General features: G+C 71.0%; 13 protein-coding genes and 1 pseudogene. 11 read left to right on the forward strand and 3 right to left on the reverse strand.

Annotated features, from left to right (window positions below; genetic code table 11):
* The first annotated feature begins 39 nt into the window (after positions 1–39).
* Entirely contained in the window at positions 40–1,281 is a 1,242-nt protein-coding gene (locus ACWDZ4_RS04005) for a GNAT family N-acetyltransferase (protein WP_451506862.1), read from the forward strand.
* 229 nt (positions 1,282–1,510) lie between these two features.
* Here the strand turns inward: ACWDZ4_RS04005 and ACWDZ4_RS04010 are convergent.
* Both ACWDZ4_RS04010 and ACWDZ4_RS04015 read right to left on the reverse strand, forming a co-directional pair.
* A pseudogene (locus ACWDZ4_RS04010) lies at positions 1,511–2,318 on the reverse strand (Fpg/Nei family DNA glycosylase).
* Positions 2,319–2,505: 187 nt separating this feature from the next.
* Positions 2,506–2,994, reverse strand: coding sequence for a ribose-5-phosphate isomerase (locus tag ACWDZ4_RS04015; RefSeq protein WP_451506863.1), 489 nt, complete (start codon positions 2,992–2,994; stop codon positions 2,506–2,508).
* Between the two features lie 160 nt (positions 2,995–3,154).
* On the opposite strand from ACWDZ4_RS04015, the gene ACWDZ4_RS04020 reads away from it, so the two are divergent.
* A complete protein-coding gene (locus ACWDZ4_RS04020) occupies positions 3,155–4,585 on the forward strand; it encodes an amino acid permease (protein ID WP_451506864.1) in 1,431 nt (476 codons plus the stop codon).
* Between the two features lie 66 nt (positions 4,586–4,651).
* Here ACWDZ4_RS04020 and ACWDZ4_RS04025 read toward each other — a convergent pair whose 3' ends face one another.
* Entirely contained in the window at positions 4,652–5,254 is a 603-nt protein-coding gene (locus ACWDZ4_RS04025; RefSeq protein WP_451506865.1) for a biotin transporter BioY, read from the reverse strand.
* A gap of 283 nt (positions 5,255–5,537) precedes the next feature.
* Here ACWDZ4_RS04025 and ACWDZ4_RS04030 point away from each other — a divergent pair, with 283 nt between their 5' ends.
* The 9 genes from ACWDZ4_RS04030 (at position 5,538) to ACWDZ4_RS04070 (ending at position 16,032) form a co-directional block, all read left to right on the forward strand.
* A complete protein-coding gene (locus ACWDZ4_RS04030; RefSeq protein ID WP_451506866.1) occupies positions 5,538–6,911 on the forward strand; it encodes an amino acid permease in 1,374 nt (457 codons plus the stop codon).
* A gap of 118 nt (positions 6,912–7,029) precedes the next feature.
* Positions 7,030–8,484 carry an amino acid permease gene (locus ACWDZ4_RS04035; RefSeq protein ID WP_451506867.1) on the forward strand — a complete coding sequence of 485 codons (1,455 nt, stop codon included), beginning with the start codon at positions 7,030–7,032 and terminating at the stop codon, positions 8,482–8,484.
* Positions 8,485–8,780: 296 nt separating this feature from the next.
* A complete protein-coding gene (locus tag ACWDZ4_RS04040) occupies positions 8,781–10,205 on the forward strand; it encodes an ABC transporter substrate-binding protein (protein WP_451506868.1) in 1,425 nt (474 codons plus the stop codon).
* A gap of 7 nt (positions 10,206–10,212) precedes the next feature.
* A complete protein-coding gene (locus tag ACWDZ4_RS04045) occupies positions 10,213–11,172 on the forward strand; it encodes a carbohydrate ABC transporter permease (RefSeq protein WP_451506869.1) in 960 nt (319 codons plus the stop codon).
* Positions 11,169–11,999, forward strand: a complete 831-nt coding sequence (locus ACWDZ4_RS04050; RefSeq protein WP_451506870.1) for a carbohydrate ABC transporter permease — start codon at positions 11,169–11,171, stop codon at positions 11,997–11,999. The genes ACWDZ4_RS04045 and ACWDZ4_RS04050 overlap by 4 nt, the downstream gene beginning before the upstream one ends.
* Positions 11,999–13,120 (forward strand): ABC transporter ATP-binding protein, encoded by a 1,122-nt coding sequence (locus tag ACWDZ4_RS04055; protein WP_451506871.1) that lies wholly within the window; start codon positions 11,999–12,001, stop codon positions 13,118–13,120. The genes ACWDZ4_RS04050 and ACWDZ4_RS04055 overlap by 1 nt, the downstream gene beginning before the upstream one ends.
* On the forward strand, positions 13,117–13,944 hold the full coding sequence (locus ACWDZ4_RS04060; RefSeq protein ID WP_451506872.1) for a DeoR/GlpR family DNA-binding transcription regulator: 828 nt from the start codon (positions 13,117–13,119) through the stop codon (positions 13,942–13,944). The genes ACWDZ4_RS04055 and ACWDZ4_RS04060 overlap by 4 nt, the downstream gene beginning before the upstream one ends.
* Positions 13,937–15,022 carry an ABC transporter ATP-binding protein gene (locus ACWDZ4_RS04065; RefSeq protein WP_451506873.1) on the forward strand — a complete coding sequence of 362 codons (1,086 nt, stop codon included), beginning with the start codon at positions 13,937–13,939 and terminating at the stop codon, positions 15,020–15,022. Before ACWDZ4_RS04060 ends, ACWDZ4_RS04065 begins: the two co-directional genes overlap by 8 nt.
* Complete coding sequence (locus tag ACWDZ4_RS04070; RefSeq protein ID WP_451506874.1) at positions 15,019–16,032, forward strand: 2-hydroxyacid dehydrogenase; 1,014 nt, start codon at positions 15,019–15,021, stop codon at positions 16,030–16,032. Before ACWDZ4_RS04065 ends, ACWDZ4_RS04070 begins: the two co-directional genes overlap by 4 nt.
* The last annotated feature ends 11 nt before the right edge of the window (positions 16,033–16,043 follow it).

The following is a 16,043-nucleotide window of genomic DNA, read 5'->3' on the forward strand; positions in this document are numbered from 1 at the left end:
CGGGTCGCTCTCGTGCCAGGAGCCTGGTAGGGATGGCATATGACCACCGAATTACGTGTGTTGCAGACATCCGAGTGGGACGACTGGTTCGCGGCCTTCGAACTCGCTTTCGGGGGTGTGGCACAGAGCGCGGAGGCCCGGGAGCTCGACCGCGCGGTGACCGAACCCGCCCGCTGCCTAGGTGTCTGGGACGGGGGCGAGTGCGTCGGTACGGCGGGCGCGTACTCCTTCCGTCTGTCCGTGCCGGGCGGCGCCCTGGTGCCGGCCGCCGGCGTGAGCGTGGTGAGCGTGGCGACGACGCACCGGCGGCGCGGGATCCTGACCACGATGATGCGGCGCCAGCTCGACGACGTACGGGCATGGGGCGAACCGGTCGCGCTGCTGACCGCTTCGGAGCCCGCGATCTACGGCCGCTTCGGGTACGGCGCCGCGACGCAGCAGCTGTCGGCGGAGATCGACACGTCACGGGTGCGGCTGGCCGTGCCGGCGGGGACGGACGACGTACGGCTGCGGTCCGTGAAGCCGGCGGATGCGCGGGAGGTGTGCGAGGCCGTGTACGCGCGGAACGTGGCCGGCCGGCCCGGGATGCTCGCGCGCCGGCCGCACTGGGAGCGGCTGCCGCTGCTCGACGCGGAGAGCGAGCGCGGGGGCACGTCGCCGCTGCGGTGCGTGCTGGCCGAGCGGGGCGGGGAGGCGGGGAACGCCGTCGGGTACGCCCGGTTCCAGGTCAAGCCGGAGTGGGACGCGACGGGCGCCAACGGCGTGGTCCTGCTGCGGGACCTGGAGGCGCTCGACCCGGCGGCGTACGCGGCGCTGTGGCGCTTCCTGTTCGACATCGACCTGACGTCGAGGATCCGGACGCGGAACCGGCCCGTGGACGATGCCTGGCAGCACCTCGTCTCGGACATCCGGCGGTGCGACGTACGGCTGCGGGATTCGCTGTACGTACGGCTGGTGGAGGTGGGGGCGGCGCTGGAGGCACGTGCGTACCAGACGCCGGTGGATGTGGTGCTGGAGGTGGCGGACCCTTTCTGCCCCTGGAACGAGGGGCGTTGGCGGCTGACCGGCGATGCCAAGGGGGGCGCGTCGTGCAAGCGGACGGACGAGGCGGCGGATCTGGCGCTGTCCGTACGGGAGTTGGGCGAGGCGTACCTCGGTGGCGTCGGCCTGGCCGCGCTGGCGGCGGCGGGGCGGGTGCGGGAGCTGCGGCCGGGGGCGCTGGCGGAGGCGTCGGTGGCGTTCGGGGCGGGAATCGCCCCCTGGCTTCCGCACGGGTTCTGACCGCCGCGGGGCCGGGGCACGACCGGCGCCGCCCGGCGGGACACGGTGGCGGGAGGGGACGCGTCGGGGCGCTCCCGCAGGGCGTCGAACGCAACCGCCCCGAAGCCCACGCCGTACCCGGACGTTCGGCGCCCGAGAGACGCCCCGGCGCGGCACCGACCCCGAAACCCCCGCACCGCACCGTCCGGAAGCAACGCCGGAACGCCGGAACGCACCGGCGTGAGTGCGCTCAGCCTTGGCAGGCCGGGCACCAGAAGAGGTTGCGGGCGGCGAGACCGGCGGTGCGGATCCCGCCGCCGCAGATGTGGCAGGGCAGGTTCGCCCTGCGGTAGACGTAGACCTCGCCGCCGTGGTCGTCGACGCGGGGCGGGCGGCCCATCGCTTCGGGCATGTGCTCGGGGCGGACGGTGTCGATGCGGTTGTTGCGCACGCCCTCGCGCATGAGGACGACCAGGTCCGCCCAGATCGCGTCCCATGCGCGGCGGGTCAGGTCCTTGCCCGCGCGGTACGGGTCGATGCCCTGCCGGAAGAGGACTTCGGCGCGGTAGACGTTGCCCACGCCGGCGACGACCTTCTGGTCCATCAGGAGCGCGGCGATGGTGGTGCGGCTGCGGGAGATGCGCTGCCATGCCTGGTCGGGGGCGGCGTCGGAGCGCAGGGGGTCCGGGCCCAGGCGGTCGTGTATCGCCTGCTTCTCGCCGTCGGTGATCAGGGCGCAGGTGGTGGGACCGCGCAGGTCGGCGTAGTGGCCGGCGTTGACCAGGCGCAGGCGGACCGTGTCGGTGGGCGGCGGCGCGGGCGCCGCGCCGAAGCCGAGCCTGCCGAAGAGGCCGAGGTGGATGTGGATCCAGCCGGTGTCCTCGAAGCCGAGGAAGAGGTGCTTGCCGTGCGCGTCCGCGGCGTCGAGGCGGGCGCCGTCGAGGAGCGCCGCGCTGTCCGCGAACTTGCCCTGGGGGCTGGTTGACGCGGACCGGGCCGCCCACGAAGCGGGCGCGGTGGTCGTCCGCGAGGCGGTGGATGGTGTGCCCCTCGGGCATGGGTCTGCGTCTCCTGCGGGTGCGTTCCGCGTACCGGTGTCGTTGCTTCGGGGCGGTGCGGCGCGGGGGCTTCGGGGTCGGTGCCGCGCCGGGGCGTCTCCTCCCGCCACCTCGGCCTGCTGGGCCGGCGGCGCGGGAGGAGCCGTCGGTACGGTCCCTCCCGGCGCCGTGGGCTCTGCGGCGGGGGTTACGGCTGCTGCGGGTGGTGGGGCGGGACCGGGGGGAGGTCGCCGGTCTGCTCGTACGCCGCCAGCATGTCGATGCGGCGCTGGTGGCGCTCTTCGCCCGAGTAGGGGGTCGAGAGGAAGATCTCCACGAACTTCGTGGCCTCCGCCTGCGTGTGCATGCGGCCGCCGATCGAGATCACGTTGGCGTCGTTGTGCTCACGGCCGAGCGCCGCCGTCTGCTCGCTCCAGGCCAGCGCGGCCCGTACGCCCTTGACCTTGTTCGCGGCGATCTGCTCGCCGTTGCCGGAGCCACCGATCACGATGCCCAGGCTCTCCGGGTCCGCGGCGGTCTTCTCCGCGGCACGCAGGCAGAACGGCGGGTAGTCGTCCAGGGCGTCGTAGATGTGGGGGCCGCAGTCCACGGGCTCGTGCCCGTGGGCCTTCAGCCACTCGACGAGATGGTTCTTGAGTTCGTATCCGGCATGGTCGGAACCGAGGTACACGCGCATGGGACGAGTGTGGCACGGGAGCGGGCGGGCAGCTGTCGCCGGGGTGCGGGAGGGAACCGTGCTGCGGATTTCGTACAACGATACGGAATCGGGTCTTCCGTCCCGGGTGACTTCCGGTTTGAATGCGGGGGCTCGTAACCCGAGAAGCTAAGGATTGTGCATGAGCGCGCAGCCGACCCTTGCGAAGGCAGACGGAAACCCTGAAGAACCAGGGAATCCGCAGGTCTCCGACGGTCTCCAGGCCGGTCTCAAAAACCGCCATTTGTCCATGATCGCCATCGGCGGTGTCATCGGCGCCGGCCTCTTCGTGGGGTCGAGCGGCGGCATCGCTGCCGCCGGTCCGGCGATTCTGCTGTCGTACACGCTCGTCGGCGCGATGGTCGTCTTCGTCATGCGGATGCTCGGCGAGATGGCCGCCGCGAACCCGACGTCCGGTTCGTTCTCCGCGTACGCGGACCGCGCGCTCGGGCGCTGGGCGGGCTTCTCCATCGGGTGGCTGTACTGGTTCTTCTGGGTCGTGGTGCTGGCGGTCGAGGCGACCGCGGGCGCGAAGATCCTCGAAGGGTGGATACCGGCCGTACCGCAGTGGGGCTGGGCACTGATCGTGATGGTCGTGCTGACCGCCACGAACCTGGTGTCGGTTTCGTCGTACGGCGAGTTCGAGTTCTGGTTCGCCGGGATCAAGGTCGTCGCGATCGGCGGCTTCGTGGTGATCGGTCTGCTGGCCGTGTTCGGTGTGCTGCCGGGGTCCGACAACCCGGGCACCGGATTCGCGCATCTGACCGACAGTGGCGGGTTCTTCCCGCACGGGCCCGGCGCGATCCTGACCGGTGTGCTGATGGTCGTCTTCTCGTTCATGGGCAGCGAGATCGTCACGCTGGCGGCCGGTGAGTCGTCGGATCCGCAGCGGGCCGTCACCAAGGCCACGAACAGTGTGATCTGGCGCATCGGCGTCTTCTACCTCGGCTCCATCTTCGTGGTGCTCACGCTGCTGCCGTGGAACGACAAGTCGATCCTGAAGGACGGGTCGTACGTCGCCGCTCTGAACTCGATCGGGATTCCGCACGCGGGTCAGATCATGAACGTCATCGTGCTGACGGCCGTGCTGTCGTGCCTGAACTCCGGGCTCTACACCGCCTCGCGCATGGCGTTCTCGCTCGGGCAGCGCGGTGACGCTCCGAAGTCCTTCGCCCGTACGAGCGGGAAGGGCGTGCCGCGGACTGCCATTTTGTCGTCGGTCGCTTTCGGTTTCGTCGCGGTCTTCTTCAATTACAAGTGGCCCGACACGGTGTTCGCGTTCCTGCTGAACTCCTCGGGCGCGGTGGCGCTGTTCGTGTGGCTGGTCATCTGCTTCACGCAGCTGCGGATGCGCGGCATCATCCTGCGCGAGGCGCCGGAGAAGCTGATCGTGAAGATGTGGCTCTTCCCGTACCTGACGTGGGCGACCGCCGCGATGATCACGTTCGTGATCGTCTACATGGCGTTCGACGACGCGGCGCGGGAGCAGGTGCTGCTGTCGCTGCTGGTGGCGGTCGTCGTCGTCGGCATCGCGTTCGCCCGCGAGAAGGTGAAACGCGGGCAGAAGGCGTAGGCACAGTGACGAAGGGCCCGCGCCTCCGGGGAGGTGCGGGCCCTTCGTCGTGCGTACGGGGCGGACTCAGCCGCGGTCGCCCATCAGCTTCCACGCCGTCGGCAGCGCGCCCATCGCCAGCGCCGCCTTCAGCGCGTCGCCGAGGAGGAAGGGGACCAGGCCCGCCGCTACGGCCGCGCTCAGCGACATGCCGGCCGAGAAGGCGAGGTACGGGACGCCGACGGCGTAGATGACCGCCGAGCCCAGCACCATCGTGCCCGCGGTGCGCAGCACGGAGCGGTCGCCGCCCCGGCGGGCCAGCGCGCCGACCACGGTGGCGGCCAGCAGCATGCCGAGTACGTAGCCGAAGGACACGCCGCCCGCGCCCGAGGTGCCGCCCGCGAACCACGGCACCCCCGCCATGCCGACCAGGGCGTACAGCGCGAGGGAGAGGAAGCCGCGGCGGGCGCCGACGGCGGTGCCGACGAGCAGCGCCGCGAAGGTCTGGCCGGTGACGGGGACCGGGGAGCCGGGGACCGGGACGGCGATCTGGGCCGCGATACCGGTGAGCGCGGCGCCGCCGAGCACCAGGGCCGCGTCGCGGGCGAGGGCCCGGCCGGCGGTGGTGGCGGACGGCAGCAGGTCGGCGAGGACCGCTCCGGGACGGGCGGGGGCGGCAGCAGTGCTCATCGGGACTCCGCAGGTGAGAGAGGGTGCGGGCAGGAAAGGACACCGCGACCGTAGCCCAGGGGTCAACGAGCGATCACCATCAGTGGCCGACAAAGCGGGGGTTGATCGCTTGGTGGGGTTCGGACAAAGGGGGGTGGGGATGCCGTGTGGGCGTGATGCTCGTCACTGGGGTCCGGGGGGCGGGGGCTCTTTTGCGGAGGAGGGGCGGGCTCGGGGAGACTGTGGGTTCTTGCCAAACGGGCCGTCGAACGGTCCGCCGGACATTCCTAGAGCTGCGAGCACCATGCACGACGATCAGGCCGAGCCCCTCGCCCACGGGCTCAAGCAGCGCCACCTGACCATGCTCGGCCTCGGCGGGGTGATCGGCGCCGGGCTGTTCGTGGGCTCGGGCGCCGGGATCGCGGTCGCCGGCCCCGGCATCGTCGTCTCGTATCTGATCGCGGGCGCGCTCGCGATGCTGGTGATGCGGATGCTCGGCGAGATGTCCGCCGCGATGCCCGCTTCCGGGTCGTTCTCGGTGCACGCGGAGCGGGCGCTGGGGCGCTGGGCCGGGTTCAGCGTGGGGTGGCTGTACTGGTTCCTGCTGGTCGTGGTGTTGGCGGTGGAGGCGACGGCCGCGGCGCAGATCGCGAACGGCTGGGTGCCGGGCATCGCGCAGTGGGCGTGGGTGCTGATCTTCATGGTGGTGTTCACCTGCGCCAACCTCGCCGCCGTGAAGAACTTCGGGGAGTTCGAGTTCTGGTTCGCCGCGCTCAAGGTCGGCGCGATCGTTCTGTTTCTCGGGCTCGGGGTGCTGGCCGTTTTCGGGGTGCTGCCGGAGACCGGGCCCGTGGGGTTCGGCAATCTCACGGGGCAGGGCGGCTTCCTGCCGAACGGGTGGGAGGGCGTCGTGTCGGGTGTGCTGACGGTCGTCTTCGCCTTCGGGGGGCTCGAGGTCGTGACGATCGCCGCCGCCGAGACCGAGGACCCGGCCCGCAATGTCGCCCGTGCGGTGCGTGCCGCGGTGTGGCGGATTCTCTTCTTCTACGTGGGGTCGATGCTGGTCATCGTGACCGTGCTGCCCTGGAGCGCGCAGCAGGCGGGGCTCAGCCCGTACGTCACCGTGCTCGACGCGATCGGCGTTCCGGCCGCCGGGCAGGTGATGAACGTCGTGGTGTTCGTGGCGCTGCTGTCCGCGCTCAACGCCAATCTGTACGGGTCCTCGCGGATGGTGTTCTCGCTCGCGGAGCGCGGTGAGGCGCCCAAGGGGCTGCTCAAGGTGTCGGGAGGCGAGGGCGGCGGGGTGCCGCGCCGGGCCGTGCTGGCTTCGGTCGCCTTCGGGTTCGTCTCCGTACTCCTCAATCTCCTGTGGCCCGAAACGGTCTTCCTGTACATGCTGAACGCCGTCGGCGCGGTGCTGCTGTTCGTGTGGGGGCTCGTCGCCGCCTCGCAGCTGCGCCTGCGCCGCCGTATCGAGCGGGAGTCCCCCGAGCTGCTGACGCTGAGGATGTGGGGCTTCCCCTGGCTCACCTGGGTCACGCTGGCCGGGCTCGGCGGCGTACTGGTGCTGATGCTCACCGACGACGCGGCGCGGCCGCAGCTGCTGTGGTCGGCCGGTGCGACCGGTGCGGTGCTGCTGGTGGCGATGGTGAGGGAAATGCGCGCAAAACGTGCGTGACCGTTCACGTTGTGTGAGCGTCGTGTCCGTATAGCGGTCAAGTGTTCCCTGTGAGCGGTGCGCGTACTCAGACTGTGGCGTCTGTTTCCCCGTCTCAGCTACTGAACAGGGCCCGCCCATGTCCCGGACTCCCGCGCCGACGCCCGTCGAGGATGTCGGCGCCGTCGACAACAAGGTCGACTCGCCGCTCACGCACGGACTCAAGCAACGCCATCTGTCGATGATCGCCCTCGGTGGCGTCATCGGCGCGGGGCTCTTCGTCGGGTCGGGCGCGGGCATCGCCGCCGCCGGTCCTTCGATCATCGTCGCGTACGCGATATCCGGGCTGCTGGTGATGCTCGTGATGCGCATGCTCGGCGAGATGTCGGCCGCCAACCCGGCCTCGGGTTCCTTCTCCGTGCACGCGGAGCGGGCGATCGGCCCGTGGGCCGGCTTCACGGCCGGCTGGGCCTTCTGGTTCCTGCTCTGTGTGGCCGTCGGCCTCGAGGGCATCGGCGCCGCGAAGATCATGGTGGGCTGGTTCCCGGACACGCCCGAGTGGGCCTGGGTCGCCCTCTTCATGCTGGTGTTCTGCTGCACGAACCTGGCGGCCGTGAAGAACTTCGGCGAGTTCGAGTTCTGGTTCGCCGCGCTCAAGGTCGGCGCGATCGTCGTGTTCCTGGGCATCGGCGTCCTCGCGATCCTCGGCCTCCTGCCGGGCTCCGACACCTCCTCCCCCGGCGCCGGGAACCTCACGGGCATCGGCGGGTTCATGCCGAACGGCTCCGAGGGCCTGATCGTCGGTCTGCTGGCCTCGGTGTTCGCGTACGGCGGTCTGGAGACGGTCACCATCGCCGCGGCCGAGTCCGAGCACCCCGTCCAGGGCGTCGCGAAGGCCGTGCGTACGGCGATGTGGCGCATCGCGGTCTTCTACATCGGCTCGATGGCGGTCATCGTCACGCTGGTGCCGTGGAACGACGAGGCGGTGGTGGCGAAGGGTCCGTACGTCGCGACCCTGGACCACCTGGGCATCCCCGCCGCCGGTCAGATCATGAACGTCGTCGTGCTGATCGCCCTGCTCTCGGCGATGAACGCCAACATCTACGGCGCCTCCCGCATGGCCTGCTCACTGGTCTCCCGCCGCCAGGGCCCGAAGCTCCTCGGCGCGGTCTTCGGCGGTGTGCCGCGCATCGCCGTGCTGGTGTCCTCCGTGTTCGGCTTCGTGTGCGTGCTGCTCAGCTACTGGCGGCCCCACGACATCTTCCAGTGGCTGCTCAACATGATCGGCGCGCTGATCCTGGTCGTCTGGATCTTCATCGCCGTCTCGCAGCTGCTGCTGCGCCGCAGGACGGAGCGCGAGGCGCCGGAGAAGCTGGTCGTGAAGATGTGGCTCTACCCGGCGCTGACCTGGGTCGCGCTCGCGGGCATGGCCGCCGTCTTCGTGCTCATGGCGCGTGAGGAGGACACCCGGCTCCAGCTGTACTGGAGCGGCAGCCTGACGCTCTTCCTCGCCGTCGTCGGTTACGCGCTCCAGCGGGTCCGCAAGCAGGCGGCCGGTGCGGACGCGGGAGTCGTCACGAGCAAGGAAGACTGAGCGGAGCGATACGTACGTCTGTGCGCCTCGGCGCACCGGACCCCCTGGCCGCCACGGCCGGGGGGTCCTTCACGTCCTCACCGCGGACGAGGCGGTGGGCAAGGCCGTGCCCGAGGCCGGTGCCCAGCCGTGCCGTGCCGCCGTCGGACCGCACACGACCCTCCCGCGGGCATCGGCGCCGCCTGTGAAGTTCGCACGGTGCACCGTGTTTTTCCGTTGCGCGGGGGATTGACGCCCAACTACCGCTGTTCCAAGCTCTGTTAACCAATCGACTGTACGGGTGGGCGGAGGTCGTGATGGACATGCGCGTACCCGGCCGACGGCGGTTCCTCGCCCTCACGGCGGCCGCATCCGCCACCCCCCTGCTGAGCGCCTGCGGAGCGGGCTTCGGCGGCAACGAGGAGCACGGGGGCGGCGGGTCGGCGGCCGACGACGTCACCGGCTCCTTCGACTGGAAGAAGGCGAAGGGCAGGACGGTCAAGGCGCTGCTGAACAAGCACCCGTACGCCGACGCGCTGGTCGCCGATCTGAAGTCCTTCACCGAGAAGACCGGCATCGAGGTCGAGTACGACGTCTTCCCGGAGGACAACTACTTCGACAAGCTGACGGTGGATCTGTCCAGCGGGCGCGCGTCGTACGACATCTTCATGCTGGGCGCGTACATGGTCTGGCAGTACGGGCCGCCGGGCTGGCTGGAGGACCTCGGGCCCTGGATGAGCAACTCCTCGGCGACCGGTGGGGAGTGGGACCAGGGGGACTTCTTCCCCAATCTCCTCCAGGCCGGCCAGTGGTCGCTGAAGGCGGGTGCGCCGCTCGGACAGGGCGGGCAGTACGCGCTGCCGTGGGGCTGGGAGACGAACGTCGTCGCGTACAACACCGAGGTCTTCAAGAAGCTGGGGCTCAGACCCGCCGAGACCTTCGACGAGCTGCGCGAGACGTCCGGCGCCATCAAGCGCAGGGCGCCGGGGGCCGGATTCGACGGGATGTACGGCGTCGCGGTGCGCGGGTCGCGGAGCTGGGCGACGATCCACCCCGGCTTCATGACGATGTACTCGCGGTACGGGCTGAAGGACTTCACGGTGGACGGCGGGAAGATCACGCCCGCCATGAACAGCACCGAGGCCGTCGCCTTCACCCGGGACTGGGCCGAGATGGTCAAGAAGGGCGGGCCGCCGTCCTGGACTTCGTACACCTGGTACCAGTGCTCCAGCGACCTCGGCGCGAAGAAGGCCGGGATGCTCTTCGACGCCGATACGGCGGCTTATTTCCAGGCGGTGAAGGGGGCTTCCCCGGCCTCCGGGAAGATCGCCTTCCATCCGGGGCCGAAGGGGCCGGACGGGTCGCTCGCCACGAACATGTGGATCTGGTCGCTCGGCATGAACGCCCGGAGCCGGAACAAGCACGCGGCGTGGCTGTTCCTGCAGTGGGCGACCGGAAAGGAGCATCTGCGCAAGGCGGCGGTCGAACACCATCACATCGATCCGGTACGCAAGTCCGTCAGCCGGGACGGCGCGTACAAGGACAAGATGAAGGGGCTGGAAGGCTTCATCGAGACCTTCGAGACGGTCGTCGGCCAGACGAAGATCCAGTTCACGCCGCAGGAGCAGTTCTTCGACGCGACGACGAGCTGGGCGGCCTCGCTCCAGGAGATCTACGGCGGCAAGAACGCCCGGTCCGTACTCGACGGCCTGGCGAGTGACCTGGCTTCCAGGGCCGGGTGACGGGTCGATGTCCTCGTCCCTCACCGAGACCGGCCACGGGGCGGCCTCGCGCGGGGGGAGCGGGCCGCCGGTGCGGGTGGTTCCGCGCCGGCGGCGCGGGTTGCGGCCGTACCTGCTGATCGCGCCCGCCCTGCTGCTCACCGGCGGGATCCTCTATCCCTTCGGGCTCGGGCTGTACTACACGGTCTTCGACTTCGCGGCGAGCAAGCCGCGGCCGGACATGGTCGGGCTGGAGAACTACCGGCGGATCTTCACCGAGTCGTCGTTCTGGGACTCGGCGTGGGTGACGGTGCTGTACGCGGTGGGGGCGGCGGCCGCCGAGACGGTGCTCGGGGTGGGGGTGGCGCTGCTGCTGCACCGGTCGACGCGGATCGGGCGGGTACTGGAGAAGATCCTCATCCTGCCGCTGATGATCGCGCCCGTCGTCGCCGCGATCATGTGGAAGCTGATGCTCCAGCCGAGCGTCGGGGTCGTCAACCACCTGCTGAAACCTTTCGGGATGGGGGGTGTCCAGTGGACCGACACCCCTACGGGCGCCCTGCTGTCGTCGATCGCGGTGGACGTGTGGGTCTACACGCCGTTCGTGGCGATCCTGGCGCTGGCGGGGCTGCGGTCGCTGCCCGTGTCGCCGTTCGAGGCGGCGGCGGTGGACGGGGCCGGGTGGTGGTTCACGTTCCGGAGGCTGACGCTGCCGATGCTGTGGCCGTACGTCCTGGTCGCGGTGATCTTCCGGTTCATGGACTCGCTGAAGGTCTTCGACATCATCTACGCCCTGACGGAGGGCGGGCCCGGCGACTCGACCGTGGTGCTCCAGATCCGGGCGTACCTGGAGGCGATCCGCTTCCAGCGCTACTCGTTCGGGATCAGCTACATGATCGTGCTGTGGGCGGTGGTGTACCTGGTGACCATGGTGCTGGTGCGTTATCTGGGGAAGATCCAGAACCGGGCCGCGGGGGTGCCGGAGTGAAGCGCAGGCTGATCGCGGTCGCCGCCGACGGGGCGCTGATTCTCTACTTCGTCTTCGCGCTCTTCCCGATCGCCTGGATGATCATTCTGTCGCTGAAGCCGGCGAACGAGCTGTTCAGTACGTACTTCTCGTTCACGCCCACCCTCGACTCGTACCGGACGGTGCTCGGGGCGGGGAGCGGCGAGGGCGTGCCGTTCCTGCGGTTCTTCGTCAACAGCCTGGTGGTGTCGCTGGGGGCGGTGGGGCTGTCGCTGGTGATCGGGCTGCCCGCCGCCTACGCGGCGGCCCGGTGGCGGTTCCGGGGCTCGGAGAACCTGATGTTCACGCTGCTGTCCTTCCGGTTCGCGCCCGAACTGACCGTGATCATCCCGCTGTTCGTGCTCTACCAGCAGCTCGGGCTCTTCGACACGTACGTCGGCATGATCTGGGTGCTCCAGCTCGTCACGCTGCCGCTGATCGTCTGGATCATGCGCTCGTACTTCTCCGACCTCTCCCCCGAGCTGGAGCAGGCCGCGCTGCTCGACGGCTACACGCGGAAGCAGGCGTTCCTCAGGGTCGCGCTGCCGCTGGTCAGGCCGGGCATCGCCGCCGTCTCGCTGCTCGCCTTCATCTTCGCCTGGAACAACTTCGTCTTCCCGCTGATCCTGACGTCGTCCGAGGCCCAGACGGTGACGGTCGGCGCGCTCTCCTTCCTCGGCGGCGACCGGCCCAAGTACAACCTGACGGCCGCGGCGGCGCTGGTGTCGGTGGTCCCGCCGCTGCTCCTCGCGCTCACCATCCAGCGGTATCTGGTGCGCGGGCTGTCGTTCGGGGCGGTGAAGTCCTGATGAGCTCTGCGATCTCGCTGCGCGGGATTCACCTGGCGTACGGCAGGAACGTCGCTCTCGACGGTCTGGATCTCGACGTGCGGGAGGGGGAGTTCTTCTGTCTGCTCGGACCTTCCGGCGCCGGCAAGACCACGACGCTCAAGACCGTCGCCGGGCTGGCGGAGCCCCGGTCGGGGACGGTCTCGCTCGACGGCGCCGACATGACGGGCGTCGAGCCGTACGACCGGGGCGTCGCGATGTGCTTCGAGTCGTACGCCCTCTACCCGCACCGCAGCGCGTACGACAACCTCGCCTCCCCGCTCCGCTCCCCCCGCTACCGGCTCCCGGCCGCCGAGGCGCACGAGCGGATCGGCGCGATCGCCGGCCTGCTCGGCATCGGCGCGCTGCTGGACCGCCCGGTCGGCCGGCTGTCCAACGGGCAGCGCCAGCGCGTCGCGCTCGGCCGGGTCCTGGTGCGCCCGGCCCGCGCGTTCCTCCTCGACGAGCCGCTGTCCCACCTCGACGCCAAGCTCCGCCAGGCGATGCGCGCCGAGCTGAAGGCGATCGGCGCGGTCCGGCGCACCACCACCCTGTACGTCACGCACGACTCGGTGGAGGCGCTGGCGCTCGGTGACCGCATCGGGGTGATCAGGGAGGGCCGGATCGTCCAGACGGGCACCCGCGAGGAGATCTGGCACCAGCCGTACGACACCTTCGTCGCCCGTTCCTTCGGCAGGCCCCGCATCAATCTGCTGCCGGGGACCGTCACCGGCCACGGCACCTTCCTGTCGGCGGACCGCTGCTTCGAGATCCCGCCGGCCCCGCCCGCGGTACGGTCCGCCGCACCCGGCGCCCCCGTGCAGATCGGGGTCAGGCCGCGCGACCTGGCGCTGGGGTCCTCCGCCCCCGGGTCCGGTGCCGTCGAGCTCACCGGCACCGTCTACATCACCGAGGTCCTGGGCCGCGCCACCGAGGTCACCGTACGGCTCGGCGGGCAGCACCTGTCGCTGGTCGCGCCGCGCGCGGACGCCGCCGGGCTGCGGCCCGACGCTCCGGTGCGGCTGACCGTACGGCCGGAGAGCCTGCTGCTGTTCGAGGCGGACGGTGCGGGCGGCGAGCCGGGACGGAGGATCACCGGATGAGCGGCGGTCCGCAGCCCCGCGGCCCCGCGCCCCGCCGGGCCGCCATCGCCGAGCAGGTGCTCGCGGCGGGCTCGGCGACCGCCGCCGAGCTGGCCGGGCGCTTCGGCGTCAGCCTGATGACCATCCACCGCGACCTCGACGAGCTCGAACGGCAGGGCCTGGTGAGGAAGTTCCGGGGCGGGGTCACCGCCCAGCCGTCCGGCGTCTTCGAGTCGAACGTCGCGTACCGGCTCAAGTCGATGCGCGCGCAGAAGGCCGCCGTCGCCGAGCACGCGCTGAAGCTCATCGAGCCCGGCATGGCGGTGATGCTCGACGATTCGACCTCCACCCTGGAGATAGCGCGCCGGCTCGGATCCGGGTCCGGCTCCGGGCCCATCACTCCGCTGACCGTGGTCACCAACTTCCTCGAAGCGCTGACGCTGCTGTCGGGCGAGCGCGGCATCCACCTGATGGCACTCGGCGGGGACTACGAACCGCTGCACTCGTCGTTCCTGGGCGTCTCCTGCGTGGAAGCCGTCCAGCTCCTGCGGGTCGACATCTGCTTCACGTCGACGTCCGCCGTCTCCGGCGGCTTCGCCTACCACCAGGAGCAGCACATCGTCTCCGTCAAGCGGGCCATGCTCGGCTCCGCCGTGAAGAACGTGCTGCTGCTCGACCACTCCAAGCTCGGCCGCGTCGCGCTCCACCGGCTCGCGCCGCTCTCCCGCTTCGACCTGGTGCTGGTCGACGACGGGGCGTCGGCCCGGCTGCTGCGCGATCTGGACGAGCACAAGGTCCCGTACGAGGTGTGCCCGACGGCGGCGGGAGGGCCGGGCGATGACTGAACTGGCGCTGCGCGCGCTGCGCAAGACCTACACGTCCCGGGGCCGGCCCCCGGTGGAGGCCGTGCGCGGCATCGACCTGGAGCTGCGCTCGGGCGAACTGCTGGGCCTGCTCGGGCCCTCCGGCTGCGGCAAGTCCACCACGCTGCGGATGATCGCGGGTCTGGAGGCGGTGACCGGCGGGGACATCCTCGTCGGCGGCGGCTCGGTGGTGAAGGTCCCCGCCCGGCGGCGCAACATCGGGGTCGCCTTCGAGAACTACGCGCTCTATCCGCCGCTCACCGTCGCCGAGAACCTCGGGTTCGGGCTCGCGGCGCGCCGCAGACCCCGCGAGGAAGTGGCCGCGCGGGTACGGGGCATGGCCGGGCGGACCGGCCTGACGGAGCTGCTCGACGCGCGGCCGGGCGGGCTCTCCAGCGGCCAGAAGCAGCGGGTGGCGCTGGCGCGGGCGCTGATCCGCGAGCCGGACGTGCTCCTGCTCGACGAGCCCCTCTCGCACCTGGACGCGGCGCAGCGCGACACGACCCGCCGCGAACTCAAGCGCATTCAGAGGGACTTGGGACACACCACCATCCTGGTCACGCACGACCAGGAGGAGGCGCTGTCACTCGCCGACCGGATCGCCGTGATGAGGGACGGCGTCATCCAGCAGCTCGGCACGCCGTACGAGATCTACGACAGCCCGGCGAACCTCTTCGTGGCCGGCTTCGTCGGGGAGCCCGCGATCAACCTGCTGCCGGGGGTGGCCGACGGCGACGGGCGCGTGCGCCTCTCGGAGGGGGTGCGGCCGGCCGTTCCGGTACGTCTGGCGGCGGGCCGGGAAGTGGTGCTGGGCGTCCGGCCGGAGGACCTGCGGCTCACGGGCGAGGACACGGCGGAGGCCGTACGGGCGAGGGTCCGCGCCCACGAACCGCTTCTGGAGGCGGGCATCGCCACGCTCGCGCTCGACGGGGTGGCCGAGCCCCTCGTCGTGCAGACCGGTCCCGAGGTGCGCCTCGACCGGGACGAGACCGTACGGGTGAGCGCGGACCCGCGGCTCACCCATGTCTTCGACGCCGAGACGGGAGAGGCCCTGCGATGAAGATCCTGGCAGCCGGTGACCACTTCGTCCTCAACTCGCTGATCGGTGACGCCCTGGAGGCCGCCGTCACCGCGTCCCCCTTCGAACTGAGCGGACTCACCCTCCCGTGGCCGCTCGAACCCTTCGCCGGGGTCGCCGAGGTCGACGAGGCCGGCGACTGCGAGGACGCGCTGATCGAGGCGTTGCGGGACGTCGAGGTGTGCGTGACCCAGATGGCGCCGTTCACGGAGCGGGTGCTGGAGGCGTCCCCCGCCCTGCGGCTGGTCGTCGTCTGCCGCGGCGGCCCGGTCAACGTCAACGTGGAGGCGGCGCGGGCGCGCGGGGTGCGGGTGTGCTTCGCGCCGGGCCGCGACGCGGCCGCCACCGCCGAGTTCACGGTCGCGATGATGCTGGCCGCGATGCGCCGGATCCCCGAGGCGCACGACTCGCTGGCGCGGCGCGGGGTCTGGGACGGCTCGTACTCCATGTACGAGCGGTGCGGGTCCGAGCTGGAGGACGCGCGGGTCGGGCTGGTCGGCTACGGCGCGGTCGGCAGCCGGGTCGCGCGGGTGCTGAGCGCGTTCGGTGCGGAGGTGGAGGTGTACGACCCGTACGTGCGCGGTGACGTGCACGGCGTGCGGGTGGCCTCGCTCGACACGCTGCTGTCCCGTTCGCGCGTCGTCACCCTGCACGCGCGCCTGACCGACGAGACGCGCGGCCTGATCGGCGCCCGCGAACTGGGCCTGCTGCCGGGCTCGTCCGTGCTGGTCAACGTGGCGCGGGGGCCGCTCGTCGACACGGAGGCGCTGTGCGACGCGCTGGAGGGCGGGCGGCTGGCGGCGGCCGCCCTCGACACGTACGAGCAGGAGCCGCTGCCTGCCGGTGCGCGGCTGCGGGGTGTGCCCGGGGTCGTGATGACGCCGCATCTGGGCGGGGTGAGCCGCCAGGTGGCCGAGAAGGCGGCGCGGATCGCGGCGGCCGAGGTGGCCAGGTACGCCGCAGGGGCACCGCTCGCGCACTGTCTGACCTGAGGAGGCCGTCG

It is taken from the genome of Streptomyces sp. NPDC003016, from assembly GCF_053591455.1.

Bases quoted from the DNA above. Each gene is read 5' to 3' on its own strand.
- ACWDZ4_RS04015 (WP_451506863.1), bottom strand. From the start codon at position 2,994: ATGCGCGTGTACCTCGGTTCCGACCATGCCGGATACGAACTCAAGAAC.
- ACWDZ4_RS04035 (WP_451506867.1), top strand. From the start codon at position 7,030: ATGTCCCGGACTCCCGCGCCGACGCCCGTCGAGGATGTCGGCGCCGTC.
- ACWDZ4_RS04025 (WP_451506865.1), bottom strand. From the start codon at position 5,254: ATGAGCACTGCTGCCGCCCCCGCCCGTCCCGGAGCGGTCCTCGCCGAC.
- ACWDZ4_RS04045 (WP_451506869.1), top strand. From the start codon at position 10,213: ATGTCCTCGTCCCTCACCGAGACCGGCCACGGGGCGGCCTCGCGCGGG.
- ACWDZ4_RS04020 (WP_451506864.1), top strand. From the start codon at position 3,155: ATGAGCGCGCAGCCGACCCTTGCGAAGGCAGACGGAAACCCTGAAGAA.
- ACWDZ4_RS04030 (WP_451506866.1), top strand. From the start codon at position 5,538: ATGCACGACGATCAGGCCGAGCCCCTCGCCCACGGGCTCAAGCAGCGC.
- ACWDZ4_RS04040 (WP_451506868.1), top strand. From the start codon at position 8,781: ATGGACATGCGCGTACCCGGCCGACGGCGGTTCCTCGCCCTCACGGCG.
- ACWDZ4_RS04055 (WP_451506871.1), top strand. From the start codon at position 11,999: ATGAGCTCTGCGATCTCGCTGCGCGGGATTCACCTGGCGTACGGCAGG.
- ACWDZ4_RS04005 (WP_451506862.1), top strand. From the start codon at position 40: ATGACCACCGAATTACGTGTGTTGCAGACATCCGAGTGGGACGACTGG.
- ACWDZ4_RS04070 (WP_451506874.1), top strand. From the start codon at position 15,019: ATGAAGATCCTGGCAGCCGGTGACCACTTCGTCCTCAACTCGCTGATC.
- ACWDZ4_RS04065 (WP_451506873.1), top strand. From the start codon at position 13,937: ATGACTGAACTGGCGCTGCGCGCGCTGCGCAAGACCTACACGTCCCGG.
- ACWDZ4_RS04060 (WP_451506872.1), top strand. From the start codon at position 13,117: ATGAGCGGCGGTCCGCAGCCCCGCGGCCCCGCGCCCCGCCGGGCCGCC.